Annotated in this window: 2 protein-coding genes; both read left to right on the top strand. The window is 68.6% G+C overall.

Features of this window, described 5'->3' with window-relative positions:
• The coding region (locus G9E11_RS15025) for a Pls/PosA family non-ribosomal peptide synthetase (RefSeq protein ID WP_284691188.1) at window positions 1-1490 on the top strand (1490 nt) is incomplete at its 5' end.
• Window positions 1487-3251: AMP-binding protein (locus G9E11_RS15020; RefSeq protein WP_190607135.1), on the top strand; the 1765-nt coding region annotated here is incomplete at its 3' end. The genes G9E11_RS15025 and G9E11_RS15020, both read left to right, overlap by 4 nt.

Below are 3251 nucleotides of genomic sequence, written 5' to 3'. Positions count from 1 at the left end.
GGCCCTGGCGCCGGGGATGGTTCGCCCTCACCCAGCTCTTCGGCGCGCTCGGAATGGGTCGCACCATGGTGGGCCTGGTCATCACGCTGGCCGTGCTGGCGATTCCGAGCGTTGCGGCGTTGCTGGACGCGCATCCGCTCGCCTTTGCCGAGTGGACCTTCTACGCCCAAGCCATTGCTCTGGCCGGCCTGGGCGTCTTCGGGGGGACGGTCCTCACATTGGTGGTCGTCACGACCCTGCCCCGGCTGCTCAACCTCGCTCTGAAGCCCGATACTGTGTATCCGCTGTTCGGCGTGCGGGACGCTGCCGCGCGCGCGGTGGCGAGGTTGACCAACAGTCACATGCTCCAACAGTTGTTCGGGGACAGCTCGTACATCGTGAACTACGTGCAGGCCATCGGCTACAAGTTGGGAAAGGTCCAGCAGACCGGTTCGAACATGGGCACGGTGTTCAAGCACGACAACCCGTTCCTTTCATCGATCGGCACCGGCACGATGATCGCCGACGCGGTGTCCTTCATGAACACCGATTTCTCGGCGACGTCGTTCAAGGTCAGTCGCGCGGAGATCGGCGCGCACAACTTCCTTGGCAACGCGGTTCTCTTTCCGGCCGGGGCAAGGACCGGGGACAACTGCCTGCTCGCGACCAAGGTGATGGTTCCCACCAACGGACCGGTGCGCCATGACGTGGGCCTGCTCGGATCACCGGCGTTCGAGATCCCCCGCTCGGTCCTGCGGGACGCCCTTCCGGAAGAACACACGCACCGTGCGCACTTCCGGCGGGACCTGGCGGCCAAGAACAGGCACAACCGGCGCACCATGGCCCTCCTGATGCTGGCGCGGTGGTTCAACATGTCCCTGGCCACGTTGGCTATGTTCGCTGCCCTGGAGCTGTCCGACCAGTTCGGTTTCCTTGCCTTGAGCGCGTCGTTTGTCGTGATGCTCGTGGTTGGTTTGCTGGTCCCCATCGGCATCGAGCGCCTCGTGACGGGGTTCCGGCCGCTTCAGCCCAGGCTTTGTTCCATCTACCACCCCCACTTCTGGTCGCACGAGCGGTACTGGAAGCTGATGGCCGAGAGCCGATACACGGCCATCCTCAACGGGACGCCGTTCAAGCCACTGTTCTGGCGTCTGCTGGGCATGCGGATCGGGTCCCGGGTCTTCGACGACGGCTGCGGGGTCAGCGAGCGGACCCTGGTGACGATCGGCTCCAACTGCACGCTGAACAACGGCACTACGATCCAGTCCCATTCCCAGGAGGACGGAATGTTCAAGTCCGACCACATCGTCATCGGTGACGACGTCACGCTCGGCGTCGGCGCTTTTGTCCACTACGGAATGACCATCGAAGACCGCGTCGTCGTCGCCGCCGACTCCTTCGTGATGAAGGGGACGACCCTCGCCGCCGGCTCCCTGTGGGCTGGCAACCCGGCCGAAGAGGCCCGGGCCGCCGCCACGTCCCCCGCCGCGCTGGAAAGGCTCGCATCATGACGACCACCTCTGCGCTGACCTGCCGTACCGCCGCCGACCACCCGCCTGGCCCGGGCAACGATCGGACGGCCCCCGCGGGGGCCGCGCGGACAGCGATTCCCCGGTGGACGCGGGAGCGCCGGCCGGGTCAGGGGCGGATCGAAGTTGCTGTGCCCCAGGACCTGCGCCAGGGCGTGCGGACACTGTCCCGCATGTTGGACGCGTCCCCTGAATCGATCTGGATGGCAGCTCATGCAAGGGTGCTCCAGGCGCTGTCCGGCGAAACGGAGGTCACGACCGGCTGCAGGGACGCGTCGGGGACCTGGCCCTGCGAACTCGATCTGGAACTGGGCTCATGGCATGCGCTGGTCTCCTCGGCGCGCATCCGGCAGGGCCAGGCCCACGCCGGGCGGGCCGGAGGGCCGCAGGCTTCCGGGACGTACGAGGTGGTGTTCAGCGCCGGCGATGACGGGGGTTCCGGGCTCGCGGAAGGCCTCGTCCTGGGAGTGTCCCTCCGCGGCGGTGATGGTGGCGAAGCGTTGAGCGTGCGCTACCGCCGCGACGTACTGGACGAGGACGCGGCACTGCGGATCGCCGGCTATCACCTGAGCGCAGCCCGCCATCTGGTCGCGGACCCCGGCTCGGACCCCGCCGGGGCCGACCTCGTCGGTCCCGGGGAGCGGCGCTTCCAGCTTGAGCAGCTGGCCGGGCCCGGGCGGTCCCGGCCCCGGCGGCGCTTCCACGAGCTGTTCGAGGAGCGTGTCCGGCAGCATCCCGAGCGGATCGCGGCGGTCCAGGACGCGCGGGAGTGGACGTACGCGGAGCTGAACGCCCGCGCCAACCGGATCGCCCGCGCCCTGTCCGCGCGCGGCCTGCGCGCGGAGGACATCGTGGCGGTCGTCGCCGAACGGGACCTGGAGTGGATGGCCGCCGTGATCGGCATCCTCAAGGCCGGGGGCGCGTACCTGCCGATCGAACCGCATTTCCCGGCCGACCGGATCGGCAGGACGCTCACGCGGGCCGGGGCCCGGGTGGTGCTCACCGAAGGCGGCAGCACCGCCACCCTGGATGAGGCACTGGAAGGAATGCCTGCGGTGACGAGGCTCCTGTTCGAGGACATCGAGGCCGAGGGGCACCCCGCTGACGATCCCGGCCTGGAGGTGCGCCCGGACCAGCTCGCCTACGTCTACTTCACGTCCGGTTCCACGGGCGAGCCGAAGGGCGCAATGTGCGAACACGACGGGATGGTGAACCACCTGTACGCCAAGATCGAGGACCTGGGGATCGGCCCCGGGGACGTCGTCGCCCAGAGCGCCCCCCAATGCTTCGACATCTCGCTGTGGCAACTGCTCTCGGCCCTGGTCGTCGGCGGCCGCACACTCATCGTCGGTCAGGACCGCATCCTCGACGTCGAACGGTTCATCGACACGGTGGAACGGGGCGCGGTCGCGGTTTTCCAGGTCGTCCCGTCGTATCTGGACGCGGTGGTGGCGTACCTGGGCGGCAAACCCCGCGCCCTGCCGCACCTGCGCTGCGTCTCGGCGACCGGGGAGGCCCTGAAAGGTGAGCTGGTCCGCCGCTGGTTCGACGTGATGCCGGACGTCAAGCTGGTCAACGCCTACGGGCTGACGGAGACCTCGGACGACACGAACCACGAGGTGATGAGCGCAGCGCCCGCGGGAGGCTCGGTGCCACTGGGCCCGCCGATCCCGAACGTCCGGATCCATATCCTCGATGAGCGGGGCCGGCTCGTGCCGCTCGGAGCCCCCGGCGAGATCGCGT

Source organism: Arthrobacter ipis, assembly GCF_014694315.1.
In the GTDB taxonomy this organism is placed as follows: domain Bacteria; phylum Actinomycetota; class Actinomycetes; order Actinomycetales; family Micrococcaceae; genus Arthrobacter; species Arthrobacter ipis.
The sequence above is the reverse complement of the archived record's forward strand: the minus strand, read 5'-3'. Positions and strand labels throughout refer to the sequence as shown.